Annotated in this window: 2 protein-coding genes; one reads left to right on the forward strand and one right to left on the reverse strand. The window is 70.1% G+C overall.

Annotated features, from left to right (window positions below; translation table 11 throughout):
* Positions 1-312 (forward strand): peptide chain release factor-like protein (locus DW309_RS00025; protein ID WP_275089203.1); only part of this gene is annotated, 312 nt, incomplete at its 5' end.
* A 47-nt stretch (positions 313-359) separates the two neighbouring features.
* On the opposite strand, the gene DW309_RS00030 is transcribed toward DW309_RS00025, so the two are convergent.
* On the reverse strand, positions 360-1,100 hold a 741-nt coding region (locus DW309_RS00030), incomplete at its 5' end, for a septum formation family protein (RefSeq protein WP_136044160.1).

The raw sequence follows: 1,100 nt of genomic DNA on the forward strand, positions 1-1,100 counted from the left end.
GGCATCGTCGTGTCGATGCAGAACGAGAAGTCGCAGATCCAGAACCGGGCAGCCGCCATGCGCGTGCTGCAGAACCGCCTGCTGCTGCTGCAGAAGGAGCAGGAAGCGGCGAAGAAGAAGGAGCTGGCGGGCAACATCACCGCGAGCTGGGGCGACCAGATGCGCTCCTACTTCCTCTACGGCCAGCAGCTGGTGAAGGACCTCCGCACGGGGCAGGAGTCGGGTAACCCCGCCGCGGTGTTCGACGGCGACCTCGACGACTTCATCTCCGCCGGCATCCGCTGGCGCAAGCGCCGCGACGACGACGACTGACGCACGAAGGCCCCGGATCGCTCCGGGGCCTTCGTCGTGTGCGGCGGTCAGCGAGCGGCGCCGCGCAGCGTGCCGGTCACATCGTCGTAGCTGTAGGCGATGCACTGGATCGCGCGGTCGCCCGCACGGGTCCACGACGCCTTCGTGGGCTGGTAGCTGTAGAAGTCCAGCTCCGACTGCTCGTACGGGACGCCGACGAATCCCTCGAACTGCGCCAGGCAGCCGTCCCACGCCTCGTCGAGCAGTGCGCTCTCGCCGGGGAAGGTCTGGTCGTCGACCTCGTAGATGAAGTACACCTCGTCGGTGTGCGGCTGATCGCACGGCACGACCGGGAGCTCGAAGATCGTGTCCTCGCCGGTGTAGTCCACGTAGGGGAGGCAATCGCCCACCTCGAGGTCTTCGAACGCGACCATCTCGGCGCCGTCGATCGTCGACGGGTCGACGGGCGAACCGGACTCCGTCGCCGGCGTGCTCGGCGACGGCACCGGGTCTCCGGACGCCTCGACCGACGTGAGCCCGACCGCGATCAGGGCGACTGCGCCCGCGAGGGTCGAGCCGAGCACGGCCACGGCGAGCCCGGCGATGCCCGGCCACTTCGTTCCCCGCAGGAACAGCGAGACGAGCGACACGACGAAGCCGGCAGCCACGACGACCCATCCGAGCGGCGCCGTGAGGGGCACGCATGCGAGCACGACCCCGACCAGCGCGACCGCGAGCCCGACCAGGCCGGGGATCGACGGACGCCGCGCGGTCGTGCTCGATGCGGCGGCAGGTGCGCCCGGGGAGCC

The organism is Microbacterium sp. K41 (assembly GCF_004794395.1).
Classification (GTDB): domain Bacteria; phylum Actinomycetota; class Actinomycetes; order Actinomycetales; family Microbacteriaceae; genus Microbacterium; species Microbacterium sufflavum.